Genomic DNA, 15,558 nt, shown 5'->3' with positions numbered 1-15,558 from the left:
CAGCGGTGGTCCCGACAATCTCGACCACCGAATCCAGGAATGGAGACAGCATGCGTAGGTTGTTGACAGGCGCGGCCGCAGTCGCGCTGGGGGTCACCGGCACCCTCGTCATGGCGAACTCGGGCAACGCCACCTCTGACCAGGAGGTCCGCTATGTCGTGGCATATGCCGAGGGATCCTCGGCCGCCAGCGCCCGTGCCGCGGTGAAGGCCGCGGGGGGCGAGATCGTCTCGGAGAACAGTGCCATCGGAGTCGCGACGGTGACCGCAGGTGAGGGATTCGCCGAGGCGGCCAACGCCTCGAACGCCCTCGTCGGCGCGGCCCAGGACAGGATCGTGGGCGCCACGACTCCTGACGCGGCCAGCAAGGCCCGCAAGCAGGAGGTGTCGAAGGTCGAGACCGAGTTCCGCAGCGGCACCAAGGGCACCGGACCCAAGGCGCCGAAGCCCAAGGGCAAGACCGAGCCGCTCTCCGGTCTGCAGTGGGACATGAAGCAGATCGACGCCGCGGCGGCCAACAAGACTGAGCGCGGCAAGGGTGTCCGCGTCGGCATCCTGGACACCGGTGTCGACGGGTCGCACCCCGACATCGCGCCCAACTTCGACGCGCGGCTGAGCCGCAACTTCACCACCGACATCCCCGTCGACGCCAACGGCGCCGCGGTCGACGGTCCGTGTGAGGACGAGCCCGACGCGTCCTGCAGCGACGCGGCCGACGTCGACGAGAACGGCCACGGCACCCACGTCGCCTCGACCATCGCCTCGCCGGTCAACGGCGTCGGTATCTCCGGCGTCGCCCCGCAGGCCGACATCGTCAACCTGCGCGCCGGCCAGGACTCCGGCTACTTCTTCCTGCAGCCGTCCGTCGACGCGCTGACCTACGCCGGCCGCAACGGCATCGACGTGGTCAACATGAGCTACTACGTCGACCCGTGGCTGTTCAACTGCACCAACCACCCGGCCGACTCGGCCGCGGACCAGGCCGAGCAGGTCACGATCATCACCGCGATGCAGCGTGCGCTCGACTATGCCCGCGCCCGTGGCGTCACCCTCGTCGCGGCCGCCGGCAACCAGGCGATCGACTACACCAAGCCGCAGACCGACGCGAGCAGCCCCGACTACGCCAGCGAGCCCGGCGAGGCCGCCTACGTCCGTGACCTGCTCGACCCGGAGTCGTGCGTCTCGATGCCCACCGAGGGCAACGGGGTCATCGCGGTCAGCGCCACCGGTCCGTCCGAGCGCAAGTCCTACTACTCCAGCTACGGCAACGGCTTCGTCGACGTCGCGGCACCTGGTGGGGATGCGTACGACACGGCCGACGGGACGCGCGACTACGCCGCCAACATCCTGGCCGCCTACCCGTACGACCTGGGCGTGGCCGAGGGCGCGATCGACCCTGCCACCGGCGAGGTCCTGGTGCCCTGGGCGGTCGCGGACTGCTCCAGCGGTGAGTGCTCCTACTACCAGTACCTGCAGGGCACCTCGATGGCCTCCCCGCACGCTGCTGGTGTCGCCGCGCTGATCGTCGGTGAGTACGGCAGCCGCGACTTCTCCGGCAAGACCCTCTCGCCCAAGAAGGTCGAGAAGATCCTGCTGAAGTCGGCCACCGACAAGGCCTGCCCGGTCCCGGCGGACTTCACCTACGTACGCCACCTGCCCAACGGCACGACGGCGACGTCCACCCACACCTGTGAGGGTGGCGAGGCCCCGAACGGCTTCTACGGCGCCGGCATCGTCGACGCCAAGGCGGCGGTCAGCCACTGAGCTACTGCAGGAATACCCGGTTAACCGGGTATTCCTGCACTTCTCTGGCATTGCAACACCTGAGAAGTGCAGGTTTCACCGGTTAACCGGGGATTCCTACCGCCACCAAGGGCCCGGATGCTCAACCCGAGCATCCGGGCCCTTCGCGTCCCATAGGGTTCGGCCATGCAGAGTTGGTTGGTGGCGCACTGGGTCGAGATCGCGGGGGTCGTCACCGGGGCGGCGTGCGTGATCCTGGCGGCGCGGCGGAGCATGTGGACGTATCCGATCGGGATCGCGAACACCGCGCTCTACCTCGTCGTCTTCGCCGAGAGCGCGCTCTACGCCGACGCGGCGCTGCAAGTCATGTTCATGGTGCTCTCGGTGACCGGCTGGGTCGACTGGGCCATGGCCCGGCGGCGGGAGTCGGAGGCGCACCTGCGCCGTGACGAGGCGTTCGTCGGGGTCGCCTCGGCGCGCACGCTGCTGCTCCTGGCGCTGGGGTTCGTGGTGGCGCTGGCGGCGATCGCGTACGTCCTGTTCGCCTTCACCGACTCCACGACCGAGCTTCCCGACGCCACGGTGACCGCGGGCAGCGTGATCGCGCAGATCATGCTCAACCGCCGCTGGTGGCAGTGCTGGCTGGTCTGGCTGGCGGTCGACGTCGTCTCCGTCGGCCTGTACGCCTATAAGGGGCTGTGGCCGACCGCCGTGCTCTACGTCGGCTTCTGCGTGATCGTCCTGGTCGCGCTGCGGGACTGGCGCCGGGTGCTGGTCGCCGATCGCGAGCCGGAGGTCGCGGGTGTCTGAGAAGGCATACGGCCACGGTCTGGTCCTCGGGAAGTTCTACCCGTTCCACGCCGGCCACCAGGCGCTCATCCGTGCGGCGCTGCGGGCATGCGGCCGGGTCACCGTCGAGCTCCTCGGCTCGCAGGTGGAGACGATTCCGCTCGAGGTGCGGGCGGAGTGGCTGCGCGAGGAGCACCCGACCGCCCACGTGGTGGCCGCGATGGACGAGGCCCGGGTCGACTTCGACGACCCGGCCGCCTGGGACGAGCACATGGTCGTCATCTCCGAGCTGCTCCCGGCTCCGGTAGACGCGGTCTTCTCCTCCGACGCCTACGGCGAGGAGCTCGCCCGGCGGCTGGACGCGGCGTGGGTCCAGGTCGATGCCGGGCGGGTGTTCAATCCCGTCTCCGGCACCGCCGTACGCCCCGACCTGACCGAGCACTGGGCCGAGCTGCCGGCTCCGGTCCGCGCCTGGCTCACCGAGCGGGTCGTGGTGCTCGGCGCGGAGTCGACCGGCACCACGACGCTGGCCGAGAGACTCGCCGCCGACCTGGGCACCCACTGCGTTCCGGAGTACGGCCGGCTCTGGTCCGAGATCCGCCCCGGCGGCCTGTTCACCCCCTGGCGCAGCGACGAGTTCGACCTCATCGTCGACCGGCAGATCGGCAGGGAGGACGCCGCCAGCAGACGGGTGCCGAAGCCGGTCCTGGTCTGCGACACCGACGTGCTCGCGACGACGCTGTGGCACGAGCGCTACGTCGGCCCGACACCCGACCACCTCCTCGAGCGCGCCGCCGCGCACCGGCCGGTCGCGTACGTCCTGACCGGAGACGAGATCCCGTTCGTGCAGGATGGGATGCGCGACGGCGAGCACCTCCGGCACGGGATGCAGGAGCGGTTCCGCGAGGTGCTGGCCGAGCAGCCGGTGCCGTGGATCGAGGTCCGCGGCAGCGTGCAGGAGCGGCTCGCCGCCACCACAGAGTTCCTCGAGCCACTGCTCGGGCGAAGCAACCGGATCGGCCCGTCACTTGAGGAGCTGGGTAGATGAGCGAGCGTCAGCGAGCGATCAACAAGTCCTTCATCGGGCCGCGTCCGTATTCTGGCGCTTGCGCTACGGAGGTGGCCCGATGAGTGATCGCTGGCAGAAGACGTCGGCGTCGCCGACCGTGCCGCACGTGCAGCGCGGCGGGCCGCGCGACGGGCTCACCGCCGCCGACCTCTTCAGGTCCCCGGACGAGACCGTCGAGCTGGACGAGAAGCTGCGGCGTACGTATTTCTGGCTGGTCAACAAGGCAGTGATCTCGCCGTTCTACGACGTCGAGTTCGACGCCGCGAAGGCCAACCGGTTCCCGCTGGGCGATGCCGGCGCGGAGATCACGCTGCCCACCCAGCCGGCCTACTCCTCCAACGTGCTGCTGCCGCTGCTCACCTTCGCGGTCGGCGGGAAGTGCCTGATGATCGGCGGGCCCGGCCGCGGCAAGACGACGCTCGCGGTGCTGATGGGGGTGCTGTCCGGCGCGACCCCGGAGGACGTACGCCGCCACCTGCAGCAGGGACAGCCGCAGCTGACCGTGTCGGACCTGGTCGGGCTGCCGCTGCCGCGCGACCTCGTCGCCGCGGGGTCGCTGGCGGAGATCACGATCGCCTGGAAGTCGTGGCTGACCCAGAAGGTCAAGATCGTCGACGAGTACAACCGCATCCCCACCAAGACCCAGTCGGCGCTGCTCACCATGGTCGCCGAGGGCTATGTGGAGAGCCACGACCAGCTGCGCCGCACGGCGCCGGACGCGGGGGTCGAGAGCTGGTTCTTCACCGCCAACGACGACTCCGGCGGCGGCACCTTCCAGGTCATCCAGGCCCTCAAGGACCGGCTCGACGTCACCGTGCAGGCGTTCGGCTTCAACGGCCGCTTCTTCGACGAACTGGTGACCAGGGTCGAGGCCGGTGAGCGGCCGGAGGAGCACGTGCCGTCGTCCCTGGTCTTCTCCGCCGACGAGCAGTCGACGATGCTGGCCGCCATCCGGGCGGTGCCGCTGCCTGCGGACGTACGCCGGAAGCTGGAGTACTTCACCGGGCAGTTCGAGTTCGTGCAGCACGGCGGGCGGCGGTTCGAGTACCGCACCAAGGACGTCGTCGCGACCGCCGGCGGGGACGTGAGCGCGGTCATCGACGCCAACTCCGGCGCCGACCTGGTCGTCGACCTCGGCGCGCAGACCCTGAACGGACTCTCGGTCCGGGCGCTGCAGACCCTGATCCTGTACGCCAAGGCGTCGGCCTGGTTCCGCGGCGCCTCGTCCGTCGGGCTCGACGACGTGCGCGCCATGGTGCCGTTCGTGCTCCGCGGGAAGCTGCTGCCCAACCCGCAGCACCCGCGCTTCGAGGCCGGCGACAAGGAGCTCGCCCACGACCCGGCCTCCTGGCTCGTCGACCTCTTCGACACCGCGATGAAGCAGTTCGTCGCGCTCGGCCTCGACGCTGCCGATCCCGTCGGCGACCTGCTTGCCGAGCTCGGGGGCGGGCTGGACGGGCTCGACCGGCTGACCGTCTCGCAGCGGCTGACCCGGATCGAGTCGGAGGTCGGCCGGATCTCCAAGGTCGGCAAGATCTACGGCCGCGACTACGACGACCTGGTCGCGCTGAAGTATCTCCACCAGCGCTACTCCAACTACCTCCACTGGCTGGAGGGTTCATGATCCGGCGTCCTGGGCACTCGGTGAACGCCTCGGTGGCTCGGCAACCGGGCGGGTTACCTGCAGTCACCGGGCTCGACCTGGAGCTGGCCGTCGCCAACGTTGCCCGCTGGGGCGGGGACGCCGGGCTCTTCGGCGCCTCCCTGACCGCCGGGCTGGCGGCCGCACCGGACGCGCCCGATACCGCGGCCATCCAGGATCTCGCTGCCGTCGCCGCCTGGCGCGCCGGAGTCATCGGCCTGCGCAAGGACGCCCTCCGAGCGGCGTCGTCCTGTCTCGACACCGGGCTCGCGGACGCGGTCGGCGCGACGCTCGGGATGCCAGGTGCCGACGTCGCCGGATTCGTCGAGGGGCAGCGTACGGACCGGTTCTTCTGGCCCGCTTGGCAGCAGCTCGGCCGTGCCTATCTGATCGCCCGGATCGGCGGTTTCGCCGGGCTCGGCGGACCTTGGCTGGCGCACCCGGGCGACGTCATCGCGGCGGGTGATGGCCGGTGGCTGGTGGAGGTTGGCGAGGAGCTCTGGGAGGTCGACGCCGACCTGTTCGGCCACTCGGTCTCGCAGGCCGCCGACGACCCGGCGAGCACCGGCGACCCGGGCGACCCGGGCGACCCGGGCGACCCTGTCGGCACCCCCGGCGTCCGGGTGGTCAGCGTGCCCACGTCCTACCTGCTCGAGGTCGTGCGGGAGGCCGGGTGAGATCGCCGACCGCAGCGGAGCGCGAGGCCTGGGATGCGGCCCTCGACCTGTGGGGCGTGGACCTCCATGACCCGGTCGTGCACACTCGTTCCGACGAGAAAAGCTTCGCCTGGTTCGGGTTCCCGCCGGAGGTCAACGTCGACCCCGGCGAGCTCGCCCGCCACGGCGGAGAAGGGCATCTGACCAGCGTCTTCGCTCACGAGATCGGCCACCACGTGCTCTCCCCGAGCACCCGGGTCGACTCGCTGAAGATCCGTCAGCAGATGGCGCGAGTGATCGACCTCTACGACCGGCAGCATCGCCTCGACCTGGTCGCCGCGAGCGGGTTCTGCGCCAACCTGTGGTCCGACATGCTGATCAACGACCGGGTGATGCAGCTGCAGCGCGCCCGGCTCGCCCCGGACGAGACCCCTGACATGGTGCAGCTCACCCGGGCCCTCGCCGCGCCTGCTCTGGCCAAGGGTCTGCGCGGCGCCGAGGACAACGAGCTGTGGTGGGTGGTGCAGCGGGCGTACGAGCTCCTCTGGCGGCTCCCCGAGGGCTCCCTCGCCTGGCCCGAGGCGCCGACGCGGTGGAAGACGGACTACGAGCAACAGCTCCGTAGCGCCCGGCGCCGCCTGCACGGCTCGAAGTCGAAGCAGCGGAACGAGGCCTATCAGGCCAAACGGGAGGTCGCCGAGCTCGAGTACGACCCGCGAGCGGGCCTCGACCCGGCCCACGACGCGACGACGGTGGCCGACGTGGTTCGTACGCTCGCCGCCGACCCGGTCAGCGGCGCGGTGCCCTGGGCGATGGTGATGGCGCCCTACCTGCTGCTGGGCTTCAAGAGCAGCGGGTGCCACGAGGACTCGCCGGGTGCCCCCACCGCGGCCGAGCTCGCCGGTGCGATCGGCGACCCACGGCTGCAGAAGCCATTGGTGCACCCCGACGACGCCGAGGTCGTCCTCGCCGAGGGTGACGCCGCCGCGGCCGCCTCCGACGGCAGCGGGCAGGCGCTCGGGCTGGCCAGGACGCTCGAGCTGATGGCCGGCTCCGACCCCAACGCGGTGATGGCGGCCTGGTACGAGGCCGAGGCCCGTCCACACGTCGCACCTCTGGTCCAGCGCGGGCTCGCTCCCGCCGGCCCCGCGATCCCCGGTCCTCTCGAGGAGTGGGAGCTCGGCGACGACCTGGCCGAGCTGGACTGGCCGGCGACGCTGACCACGGGTGCGGTGTTCGTGCCGGGAGTGACCACCCGGCGGCGTACGTTCATCGCGGACGAGCCCGAGCCGGCGTACGAGCCCGTGCTGCTCGACCTCTACCTCGACTCCTCGGGGTCGATGACGAACCCGCAGCGCGGTTCGGCCGCCATCGTCGCCGGGACGATCCTGTCGCTCTCGGTGCTGCGCGGAGGCGGGCGCGTGCGGGTCACCTCGTGGAGCTCGGCCGGCCAGGTCGCCGGCGACAGCGCCTACACGCGCGACCGGGTCGAGATCATGCGCCAGCTGACCACCTACTTCGGCGGCGGCACGACGTTTCCCCTGGACCTGTTGCGTGCCCGCTATCCCGAGAACCAACCGCCGGCCGAAGGACAGCGCCACCTCGTGGTGCTCTCCGACGCCGGGCTGGACACGTTCCTGGGCCGCGGCCAGGAGGAGTACGCCGACGTCGCCCCCGCCGTGCGGCGCGTGATCGACACCGGGTCACTGATGATCATCGGACACTGGCGCGGGCAGTCGCGCGAGCAGGCCGAGCGGCTCGGCTACGACGTCGCCGAGATCCCGGACGTGATGCAGGCGCCCGCGGCGTGCGCGGCGCTGGCCGCCCGGATCGCCGTCTACACCCCAGAAGGAGCAACCCGTGGCTGACGAGGAGCTGTTCGAGGCCTGGCTCGACGAGGAGCTCGATCTCGACACCGCCTGGAACGGGCTGGGGCCGGGACCGTCCGTCGACGAGGTGATGGCCCGGATCTCGACCACGCCGTCGTGGTTCCTCGACGACGCCGTCGACATCGTCGCGCTGGCCGGGGACGTGCTCGACACCTCCGGCGGGCAGTTCATCGCGGCTGCCCGGAAGGTGGCCGCGACCGGGAAGACAGCCGCGCGCCAGGGAGCCGGCGTCGTCCTGTGGCTGGTCGCCTCGCAGGAGCTGGCGGGACCGTTCTCGGCCGCGCTGCGCGAGGACCGGTTCGACCGGGCGCTGCTCACTCTCTCGCTGCGCCTCGCCGCGGTCGTCGAACCGCAACGCTGGGTCGAGGAGGCCGAGCGCCGAGAAGAGGCGGCGCGGACCTTCCTGCTGTGGAACGGGCAGCTGCCGGCTCGCGAGGACGAGCGCAACGCCCGCGCGCTGTTGTCGCGCCTCGACTCCGCCGCCCGCGCCGAGGCGCTCGAACGGGCCCGGCGCGACCGGGAGCACCGCTCCGAGATCCGGCGGCGTCTGGAGGACGCGCGAGCGCGTGAGGCCGCCAGCCGCTACAGCCCGGAGTGACCGTGAGCGAGACACAGGACCCGCTTGACCTGGCCGAATACACCCCGATGGCCTCGGCCGCCCTCACCGACGCCGAACGCTGGCCGGGGCTCTCGGCTGCCGGATCCGCCCGGCTGGCCGCTGCGGACGGCCATCCCGCCGCGCCCGTCTGGCGGCACCGGGTCGGCCACCGGCTCACTCCGTCCGAGCAGGGCGCGGCCCGGTCACAGCTTCCGCTCGCGGGCTGGCTGGAGCAGCACCTGGCGGTGGCGCGGTCACTTCCTGCGTACCGCCGACATCGGAGGACGCTAGACACGCTCAGTGAGTTTCCGCTGATCAACCGGCAGAACCTGGTCGACGACATCGGCGGGTTCGTGCCGCTGGACGCCGACTACGGGCGGATGCTGCACGGCACCTCCTCGGGGAGCACCGGGGCGGCGCTGGTCATGCCGGACGACCCCGACGAACTGGCCCGCGGGTTCCACTGGCTCCGCGACCTGGTCGCCGGGCTGACCGGCGGCTGGGCGCCGGATCCGGCTCGTTTCGCCGTGGTCCAGGTCGTGTGGCAGCGCCAGGCGTTCACGTACGTCTCGGTCGCTCCCGGCTTCGGCGAGAGCCTCGTCTCGCGGGTGAACCTGCACCCCGGCGAGTGGCCCCTCGAGAGTCAGCGGGCGTTCCTGCGCGACGCCGACCCGCAGGTGGTCTCCGGCCACCCCACATCGCTGGAACACCTCCTCGACCTCCGCGACGTCGTACGCCCGATCGCGATCGTCTCCTCCGCGATGGCGTTGAGCGCGACGCTGCGCGCGGACCTGGAGCGGACCTTCGAGTGCCCGGTGATCGACGTCTACGGCCTGCACGAGACCCGGCCGGTGGCGGTCAGCACCGACGGCGGCCCGTTCGTCGTCGCCGATCGCCGGGTTCACGTCGAGATCCTCGGTCCGGACGGCTCCGCGCTCCCCGAGGGCGAGATCGGCGAGATCGTCGTCACCGCGGGTGAGAACGCCTTCCTGCCCCTGGTCCGCTACCGCACCGGCGACACCGGCCGCCTGGTACGCGTCGACGGCAGGCCCGCGATCGATGCCCTCGAAGGACGCGAGGCCACCGTCTTCACCACCACGGCCGGCACCCTCGTCCCCTGCGTCGACCTCACCCAGCACCTCCAGGACGCGGGGGCTCGTGGCTGGTCCGTCGAGCAGGCCGCCGACGGCACCGTCGTCGCGACCATCGCCGGCGGAGACGCCGACGCCGTCGTCGCCCGCCTGGGCACCATGCTCGCCCGCGACGTCACCGTCCACCGGGTCGCGACCCTCGCCGACCTCGGCGAGGGCAAGCCCCGCCGCTACCGGTCGTCCATTCCCCGGGGCGCCGTCACCCCTCCCGGATGACCGCGACCTGACCCGCGCGGACGAGGTGGGGGCCGCCCTCGTTGCCGGTGAGCAGGTCGGTGCCGCGGACGGGGACGATGACCGCCTCGTGGGTGTGGTTGATGACGAAGACGTACGCCCCCTGCTCACCGACCCGCCGGATCGCCTCGACGCCCTCGGGGAGCCCACCGACGACCGGCTTCGTCGTGGTGAAGATCTGGGTGGCCAGGGTCTCGAGGGCGTCGGGGGTGAGCTCGGTGCCGACGTACCAGGCGGTGCCCTTGCCGACGCGTCTGCGCGTGACGGCCGGGTCGCCGGCGCAGTCGCCGGTGGCGTACGCAGCCAGGACATCGGCCCCGACGGCGCGGCCGCGCTCGCTCCAGATCGTGCCGGAGCCGTAGGCGGTCAGCGGGATCTCGTCGCCCTCGGGCAGCGGGCAGAACTCCTCGACCCGCACGCCGAGAAGATCGGACAGCGCGCCGGGGTAACCGCCCAGCCGGATGTGGTCGTGCTCGTCGACGATCCCGGTGAAGTAGGTGGCGACCAGGGTGCCGCCGGCCTCGACGAAGTCGGTGAGCCGGTCGACGGTCCCGTCAGCGAGCAGGTACTGGACCGGCAGCACCACGACGTCGTAGCCGTCGAGCGGGTCGGTCACGCCCACGACGTCGACGCCGAGATTGCGGGCCCAGCAGGCCCTGTGCCAGGCCCGGGTGGTCGCCATCGGGTCGACGTCGACCGACGGGTGCGAGTCGAAGGTCGCCGCCCACCACGAGTCCCAGTCGAAGACGATCGCCACGCTCGACTGCTCCACCCGGGTGCCGGCGACCTCCGCGATCGCGGAGAGATCCGCCCCGAGGCGTACGACATCTCGCCACAACCGGCTCTCGGTGCCGGCGTGCGGGACCATCGCGGAGTGGAACTTCTCCGCACCACCGCGCGAGGCACGCCACTGGAAGAACAGCGCGCCATCCGCGCCGCGAGCGACGTGCTGGAAGGAGTTGCGGCGCATCTCGCCGGCGGTCTTGGCGATGTTTCGCGGCTGCCAGTTGACCGCGGAGGTGGAGTGCTCCATCAACAGCCACGGCTCGCCGTGGGCAAGCGAGCGCGTCAGGTCGGCGGTCATGGCCAGCTGCGGGGTGCGGTCCTCGTCGGCGGCGTTCAGGTAGTGGTCGTTGGAGACGAGGTCCCCGACGTCGACCCAGCTGCGGTAGTCGAGCGACTTGCGGAACCCCATGAAGTTGGTGGTCAGCGGCTTGTCCGAGTGCGCCCGCACCGCCGCCGCCTCGACCCGGTAGATGTCGCGGATCTCGTCGGAGCAGAACCGCCACCAGTCCAGCTGCTGACCGGGGTTGGCGAAGTTGCCGTAGGAGACCTGTCGCGGCGGCCCGATCTGCTCCCAGCTGGTGTAGCGCTGGCTCCAGAACGCCGTCGCCCACGCCTCGTTGAGCTTCTCGATCGAGCCGTGACGCTCCTGCAGCCAGCGCCGAAAAGCCACCGCGCTGGCGTCGCAGAAGCAGTGGTCGTTGTGGCAGCCGTACTCGTTGTTGACGTGCCACATCACCACCGCCGGGTGGTCGTCGTAGCGCTTGACCAGCTCGGTGATGAGGGTCGTGGCGGCGTCACGGTAGGCGGTCGACGAGGGACAGTACGCCTGGCGCGCACCGAACGCGCGCGGGTTGCCGATCTGGTCGACGAGCGTCGCCTCCGGGTGATGCTCGAGGAACCACGGCGGCGGGCTCGCGGTCGCCGTCGCCAGGTCCACGGCGATCCCGCCGGCGTGCAGCTTGTCGAGCACCCGGTCGAGCCAGTCGAAGTCGTACGTCCCGGGCTCGGGCTCGAGCAGGGCCCAGGAGAAGATCCCCACGCTGACCAGGTTGACCCCGGCCTCCCGCATGAGGCGTACGTCCTCGTCCCAGACCTCCTCCGGCCACTGCTCCGGGTTGTAGTCGGCGCCGTAGGCGATCCGTCCGCCGAGCGCCTGGGTGACCTGCTCCATCCCTCTCGAAGGGCCCGTCACGGGGCCAGCCGCTCGGTGCGCCACTTGTCACCCTCGCGCAGGTAGACGAGCCGGTCGTGCATCCGCCCCGGCCGCCCCTGCCAGAACTCCACCCGCTCCGGCTCGACCCGGTAGCCGCCCCACTCCTCGGGCACGGGGACCGGCCGGCCCTCGAACTGCGCCTCGATCCGTTCGTAGGCCGACTCCAGCTCCTCGCGCCCGGAGACGACCCGGCTCTGGTGGGAGGCGTGCGCACCCAGCTGGGAGCCGCGCGGACGCTGCGAGAAGTAGGCCTCGACGTCCTCTCGGGAGAGCTCGTGGGCGAGCCCGTCGATGCGTACCTGCCTCTCCAGCGGGTGCCATGGGAAGAGCACCGCGCAGCGCGGGTTGTGCGCGAGGTCGGAGCCCTTGCGGGAGGCGGTGTTGGTGAAGAAGGTGAACCCTTCGGTCGAGAAGCCCTTCAGCAGCACGGTCCGCGACGAGGGCGCGCCGTCGGCCGAGACGGTGGAGACCACCATGGCGTTCGGCTCGACGATGCCCGCGTCCCGAGCCTCGGCGTACCACCTCTCGAACATCAGGAACGGGTCGCTCGCGAGGTCGTCCTCGTGCAGCCCGCTGCGGGTGTAGTTCTCTCGTGCTGCCGCCAGCTCAGCCGCCAGATCCATGCCGTCGAGCCTATCTTCTGGGCGGGTGGGGCAGAATGCGGAACGACACTAGGAGAATGGGAGATGGCAGTGAGCCAGGTACAGCACGGTCTCGAGGGCGTCGTGGCCTTCGAGACCCAGATCGCGGAGCCCGACAAAGAGGGATCGGCACTTCGCTACCGCGGGGTCGACATCGAGGACATCGTCGGCCGAGTGCCGTTCGAGAACGTCTGGGGCCTGCTGATCGACGGCTCATACGGCCCCGGCCTGCCGCCCGCAGAGGCCTACAACCTGCCGGTGCACACCGGTGACGTGCGCGTCGACGTCCAGGCCGCCATCCCCATGCTCGCGCCCGCCTTCGGGTTCGGGCAGACCTACGACATCTCCGACGAGCAGGCCCGCGAGGACCTCGCCCGCGTGGCCGTCATGGTCCTCTCGTACGCCGGCCAGTCGGCCCGCGACATCCACCTGCCGATCGTGCCGCAGCGCGAGGTCGACAAGGGCAAGACCCTCGCCGAGCGCTTCCTGATCCGCTGGCGCGGCGAGGCCGACCCCGCCCACGCCCACGCGATCGACGCCTACTGGTCCTCGGCCGCCGAGCACGGCATGAACGCCTCCACCTTCACCGCCCGGGTGATCACCTCCACCGGCGCCGACGTGGCCGCGGCCTTCTCCGGCGCGATCGGTGCGATGAGCGGGCCCCTGCACGGTGGCGCGCCCTCGCGCGTGCTCGGCATGATCGAGGACGTCGAGAAGTCTGGCGACGCCTCCGGCTATGTGAAGGGGCTGCTCGACTCCGGCGAGCGCCTGATGGGCTTCGGCCACCGCGTCTACCGCGCCGAGGACCCGCGTGCGCGCGTCCTGCGCCGCACCGCCCGCGAGCTCAACGCGCCCCGCTACGAGGTCGCCGAGGCCCTGGAGAAGGCCGCGCTCGAGGAGCTCCGCGCCCGGCGCCCCGACCGCGTCCTGGAGACCAACGTCGAGTTCTGGGCCGCCATCGTCCTCGACTTCGCCCAGATCCCGGCCAACATGTTCACCTCGATGTTCACCTGCGCCCGCACCGGTGGCTGGTCCGCCCACATCCTGGAGCAGAAGAAGACCGGGCGCCTGATTCGCCCGAGCGCCATCTACACCGGCCCCTCCCCCCGCCCCGCCGACGCGGTCGAGGGCTGGAACGCCGACTGGGCGAAGTGACACGCCCTGGCCCGGGCGTCACAGCGAAGCCCGGGCCAGGTGTCCGATCTCAGCCGCGATTCCGCTGGAAGACTGTGGCGATCTCATCGAGCGCTTGCGCCATTTCGTCCGAGTCTTCGCCGATCTCGAGTGCCTCAGCGGACATCTCGCCGCCAACTTCGACGTCATCGAGCAGCACTCGCACGGCACGCTGGACGAAGTCAGAAACGCTGTGGACGTTGCCCTCGGCGACGAGCTCATGTATCGCCTCGAGGTCGGGCGCCGACAGGGTGACCACAATCTCCTGAGCATCTGCCATGACAAAGGAGCGTACGCCGACGGAATCCGCCGCACACGCTCCGCTGTCGAGTCCGGGAGGTGGCCTAGAGCCTCTTGGCCATGCAGACCACGAGGTCGTCGTCCTTGTAGAAGCCGAAGGGCTCGACGTCGACATAGCCGTTGGCAGCGTAGAGACCGATGGCCTCGTGCTGGAGGCCGCCGGTGGTGAGGACCATGGCCTCTAAGCCGGCGCTGCGGGCTGATGTCTCGACGTGGGCGAGCATCCGCTTGGCGAGCCCCTGGCCCTGGGCCTCGGGCACGACGTACATCCGCTTGATCTCGGCGGTCACCACGGTCCCGAGGGCGGGCTCACCGGAGCGTCGCCAGGCGCCGGAGGCGACCGGGACGTCATCGAGGTAGCCCAGGAAGTACTCACCCGCGGGCGGCTCGAACATCTCCGGCACGGTCGGGTCGTAGTCGGGTTCGCCGTAGCGTTCGACGTAGAACTCCTGGACCCGGTCGACCAGCTTCTGAGCATCAGGGTGGTCGTACGCGACCGGGCGAATCTCAACAGACACGTCGGTATTCTGGCCGATGCCCGCAACTTGCGAGAATGGGTTTATGACGCTGCAGATCCCCGCCGACCTCCTGCCCGCCGACGGACGTTTCGGGTCCGGGCCGTCCAAGGTGCCCGCCGGCCGCCTGGAGGCGCTCGCCGCGACCGGGGTGTCGGTGATGGGGACCTCTCACCGGCAGCAGCCGGTGAAGGATCTCGTCGCCCGCGTCCAGACCGGGCTGGCCGACCTCTTCTCGCTGCCGGAGGGCTACGAGGTCGTCATCGGCAACGGCGGCTCGGTGGCGTTCTTCGACCTGGTGACGTACGCCCTGGTGCGCGAGCGCAGCCAGCACGCCGTCTTCGGGGCGTTCGGCAAGAAGTTCCTCTCCGCGGCCAAGGCGGCGCCGTGGCTGGCCGACCCGTCGGTGATCTCGGCCGATCCGGGGTCGCTGGCCGCGCCGGCGTACGAGTATGACGTCGATGTCTACGCTTGGACACATAACGAGACCTCGACGGGCGTGATGGCTCCGGTCGTACGTCCCGCCGGCGCGGGGGCGGACCAGCTCACCGTCGTCGACGCGACCTCGGCCGCCGGCGGCCTGCCGCTCGAGGTGACCCAGACCGACGTCTATTACTTCGCGCCGCAGAAGTCGTTCGCCTCCGACGGCGGGCTGTGGCTGACGCTGCTCTCCCCTGCCGCGATCGCGCGGGCCGAGGAGATCGCGGCGAGCGGCCGGCACATCCCGTCGTTCTTCTCGCTGACCGAGGCGATCAAGCAGTCCCGCAGCGCGCAGACCGTCAACACCCCGGCGGTCGCGACGCTCTTCCTGATGGCCGAGCAGCTCGACTGGATGAACTCCTCCGGCGGGCTGGACGCGATGGTCGCCCGCACCACCGCCTCCTCCGACGCGCTCTACGCGTGGGCCGAGAAGGCGCCGTACGTCCGCCCGTTCGTCGAGGACCCCACCCACCGCTCCCTCGTCGTCGGCACCGTCGAGCTCGACGCCGGCATCGACAAGGACGAGCTGCGCCGCGTGCTCGCCGAGAACGGCGTCGTCGACCTCGACGCCTACCGCGGCGTCGGTTGTCGACAGTCGACGATCTCGGGCTCACCTCCAGCGGGACGGCCGGGAGTTGCGTACCTTCGACAGTGAGCTGCTGCCGGTCGAGCACGTCGGC

General features: G+C 70.9%; 14 protein-coding genes. 10 read left to right on the top strand and 4 right to left on the bottom strand.

The genetic code is table 11. From position 1 onward, the window contains the following. Positions 1-50: 50 nt before the first annotated feature. The 8 genes from ABZY89_RS11655 (at position 51) to ABZY89_RS11620 (ending at position 9,752) form a co-directional block, all read left to right on the top strand. Positions 51-1,763, top strand: coding sequence for a S8 family serine peptidase (locus ABZY89_RS11655; protein ID WP_355227260.1), 1,713 nt, complete (start codon positions 51-53; stop codon positions 1,761-1,763). Positions 1,764-1,928: 165 nt separating this feature from the next. Beyond that, positions 1,929-2,552 carry a nicotinamide riboside transporter PnuC gene (pnuC, locus tag ABZY89_RS11650; protein ID WP_355227258.1) on the top strand — a complete coding sequence of 208 codons (624 nt, stop codon included), beginning with the start codon at positions 1,929-1,931 and terminating at the stop codon, positions 2,550-2,552. Further along, on the top strand, positions 2,545-3,579 hold the full coding sequence (locus ABZY89_RS11645) for an AAA family ATPase (protein WP_355227257.1): 1,035 nt from the start codon (positions 2,545-2,547) through the stop codon (positions 3,577-3,579). The genes pnuC and ABZY89_RS11645 overlap by 8 nt, the downstream gene beginning before the upstream one ends. Before the next feature lie 79 nt (positions 3,580-3,658). After that, positions 3,659-5,224, top strand: a complete 1,566-nt coding sequence (locus ABZY89_RS11640) for a MoxR family ATPase (protein ID WP_355227255.1) — start codon at positions 3,659-3,661, stop codon at positions 5,222-5,224. Continuing rightward, positions 5,221-5,919, top strand: a complete 699-nt coding sequence (locus tag ABZY89_RS11635) for a hypothetical protein (RefSeq protein WP_355227254.1) — start codon at positions 5,221-5,223, stop codon at positions 5,917-5,919. The genes ABZY89_RS11640 and ABZY89_RS11635 overlap by 4 nt, the downstream gene beginning before the upstream one ends. Beyond that, on the top strand, positions 5,916-7,766 hold the full coding sequence (locus ABZY89_RS11630) for a hypothetical protein (protein ID WP_355227252.1): 1,851 nt from the start codon (positions 5,916-5,918) through the stop codon (positions 7,764-7,766). Before ABZY89_RS11635 ends, ABZY89_RS11630 begins: the two co-directional genes overlap by 4 nt. Further along, the gene (locus tag ABZY89_RS11625; protein WP_355227250.1) at positions 7,759-8,385 is read left to right on the top strand and encodes a hypothetical protein; all 627 of its coding nucleotides are present in this window, start codon (positions 7,759-7,761) and stop codon (positions 8,383-8,385) included. Before ABZY89_RS11630 ends, ABZY89_RS11625 begins: the two co-directional genes overlap by 8 nt. Positions 8,386-8,387: 2 nt before the next feature. Further along, positions 8,388-9,752 carry a hypothetical protein gene (locus ABZY89_RS11620; protein WP_355227248.1) on the top strand — a complete coding sequence of 455 codons (1,365 nt, stop codon included), beginning with the start codon at positions 8,388-8,390 and terminating at the stop codon, positions 9,750-9,752. Here ABZY89_RS11620 and ABZY89_RS11615 read toward each other — a convergent pair. Further along, positions 9,736-11,727 carry a beta-galactosidase gene (locus ABZY89_RS11615; protein ID WP_355227247.1) on the bottom strand — a complete coding sequence of 664 codons (1,992 nt, stop codon included), beginning with the start codon at positions 11,725-11,727 and terminating at the stop codon, positions 9,736-9,738. The genes ABZY89_RS11620 and ABZY89_RS11615 overlap by 17 nt on opposite strands. Before the next feature lie 17 nt (positions 11,728-11,744). Then, positions 11,745-12,392 (bottom strand): pyridoxamine 5'-phosphate oxidase, encoded by a 648-nt coding sequence (pdxH, locus tag ABZY89_RS11610; RefSeq protein WP_355227245.1) that lies wholly within the window; start codon positions 12,390-12,392, stop codon positions 11,745-11,747. 63 nt (positions 12,393-12,455) lie between these two features. On the opposite strand from pdxH, the gene ABZY89_RS11605 reads away from it, so the two are divergent. Further along, entirely contained in the window at positions 12,456-13,565 is a 1,110-nt protein-coding gene (locus ABZY89_RS11605; protein ID WP_355227243.1) for a citrate synthase 2, read from the top strand. Between the two features lie 49 nt (positions 13,566-13,614). Here the strand turns inward: ABZY89_RS11605 and ABZY89_RS11600 are convergent, their stop codons facing one another. Both ABZY89_RS11600 and ABZY89_RS11595 read right to left on the bottom strand, forming a co-directional pair. After that, a complete protein-coding gene (locus ABZY89_RS11600) occupies positions 13,615-13,863 on the bottom strand; it encodes a hypothetical protein (RefSeq protein ID WP_355227242.1) in 249 nt (82 codons plus the stop codon). Between the two features lie 64 nt (positions 13,864-13,927). Beyond that, the gene (locus ABZY89_RS11595) at positions 13,928-14,401 is read right to left on the bottom strand and encodes a GNAT family N-acetyltransferase (protein ID WP_355227241.1); all 474 of its coding nucleotides are present in this window, start codon (positions 14,399-14,401) and stop codon (positions 13,928-13,930) included. A gap of 43 nt (positions 14,402-14,444) precedes the next feature. Between ABZY89_RS11595 and serC the strand changes: the two genes are divergently transcribed. Further along, complete coding sequence (gene serC / locus ABZY89_RS11590; protein WP_355227239.1) at positions 14,445-15,533, top strand: phosphoserine transaminase; 1,089 nt, start codon at positions 14,445-14,447, stop codon at positions 15,531-15,533. Positions 15,534-15,558: the final 25 nt, after the last annotated feature.

It is taken from the genome of Nocardioides sp. NPDC006303 (assembly GCF_040613175.1).
Classification (GTDB): Bacteria; Actinomycetota; Actinomycetes; order Propionibacteriales; family Nocardioidaceae; genus Nocardioides.
The sequence above is the reverse complement of the archived record's forward strand: the minus strand, read 5'-3'. Positions and strand labels throughout refer to the sequence as shown.

What these genes read in the sequence shown, in the direction of transcription:
- ABZY89_RS11615 (WP_355227247.1), bottom strand. Translation starts at nt 11,727, where the DNA reads ATGGAGCAGGTCACCCAGGCGCTCGGCGGACGGATCGCCTACGGCGCC.
- ABZY89_RS11640 (WP_355227255.1), top strand. Translation starts at nt 3,659, where the DNA reads ATGAGTGATCGCTGGCAGAAGACGTCGGCGTCGCCGACCGTGCCGCAC.
- ABZY89_RS11600 (WP_355227242.1), bottom strand. Translation starts at nt 13,863, where the DNA reads ATGGCAGATGCTCAGGAGATTGTGGTCACCCTGTCGGCGCCCGACCTC.
- serC (WP_355227239.1), top strand. Translation starts at nt 14,445, where the DNA reads ATGACGCTGCAGATCCCCGCCGACCTCCTGCCCGCCGACGGACGTTTC.
- ABZY89_RS11655 (WP_355227260.1), top strand. Translation starts at nt 51, where the DNA reads ATGCGTAGGTTGTTGACAGGCGCGGCCGCAGTCGCGCTGGGGGTCACC.
- ABZY89_RS11635 (WP_355227254.1), top strand. Translation starts at nt 5,221, where the DNA reads ATGATCCGGCGTCCTGGGCACTCGGTGAACGCCTCGGTGGCTCGGCAA.
- pnuC (WP_355227258.1), top strand. Translation starts at nt 1,929, where the DNA reads ATGCAGAGTTGGTTGGTGGCGCACTGGGTCGAGATCGCGGGGGTCGTC.
- pdxH (WP_355227245.1), bottom strand. Translation starts at nt 12,392, where the DNA reads ATGGATCTGGCGGCTGAGCTGGCGGCAGCACGAGAGAACTACACCCGC.
- ABZY89_RS11605 (WP_355227243.1), top strand. Translation starts at nt 12,456, where the DNA reads ATGGCAGTGAGCCAGGTACAGCACGGTCTCGAGGGCGTCGTGGCCTTC.